This window comes from Enterococcus thailandicus, from assembly GCF_001886265.1.
Classification (GTDB): Bacteria; Bacillota; Bacilli; order Lactobacillales; family Enterococcaceae; genus Enterococcus_B; species Enterococcus_B thailandicus.
In genome coordinates this window covers 1-1,111 of sequence record NZ_JXLE01000042.1, presented here as the reverse complement: position 1 = coordinate 1,111, position 1,111 = coordinate 1, and the positions used below count along the sequence as shown (strand labels likewise).

The window sequence follows — 1,111 nt, the reverse complement described above, 5'->3', positions numbered from 1 at the left end:
AACTGGGAGATGTCGTCCAAATATGGCATAAAGAACAGTGGCGAAACTCCTATACTAGAAATGGAAGTAATGTGAAGTATTCTGATATGGATGAAGGAAGCGTCTATTTTGCAGTAACTGCGGATGGTTTTATCCCGTATCGTTTGAATCAGTTGAAACCAAAAGAAACCACAATCACAATGGGGACCACCGATGCTGAGTTAGATAAACAAGCAGGTGATCTGATTGACTTTCTTGGAATGAATGGGAATGGCTTGAAAGTTTCTAAGATCACTGAGTATCCTGACCGGTCCAAAGCGGGAACGGCAAAAGGAAAAGTATTGGTAGAAGAAACGATTGACGGGCACACATATACTTATGAATACGAGGTGCCTTTCAAAGTTACGGATGACCGACAAATCCGGGCAGATGTGGTTGAACAAACCGTTACTTTGGGAACACAAGCAGATGAACTAGCTGACGCTTCAAAAATGGTTACCAATGTTCGTTTGGATGACGGGACTGTTTTAAATTCATCTGATTATACGACGCAAGTGATGAGTGCACCAGATGTAGACAATATGAAAGTAGCCGAAAAAATCGAAGTTAAAGTAACACGAAAAAGTAACAAGGCAGAAACAACCNAGTAACAAGGCAGAAACAACCGTTTATGTTCCAATCAAAGTAGCTTGGGGAAGTACGATTCAGTTACGTGGGAAAAATGACCAAACTGCAGGAGCGTATACCTTACACCAAATAGGTAGTTCTTACTACATCCGCTCTAATTATGGTCAAAGTGATTCTTACAGTGGGAACGGTGTGCATAGTAACTATATTGGCACACCTTATCACTCGATTAATTTGTTAAGAGGATCAGGAAGAATTGATCAATTGACAAATACCTACTACAAAGGGACAAATGGAAATGTTACTGCGAAAACGATGGTCGACACTTTCGGTACGAATGGTAAACAATTTGTTCAATTAGGTGATATCGTACAGATTTGGCATAAAGAACAATGGCGAAACTTCTATACGAAAGATGAAACGGAAATAAAGTATTCAAATAAAGATGAGGACAGCACGTATTTCGCAATCACGGCTGATGGTTTTGTTCCTTATCGCTTAAATC

Annotated in this window: 1 protein-coding gene; it reads left to right on the top strand. The window is 39.9% G+C overall.

Annotation, left to right across the window (positions count from 1 at the left end):
- Window positions 1–624: 624 nt before the first annotated feature.
- The coding region (locus RV17_RS13615; RefSeq protein WP_211276014.1) for a hypothetical protein at window positions 625–1,111 on the top strand (487 nt) is incomplete at both ends.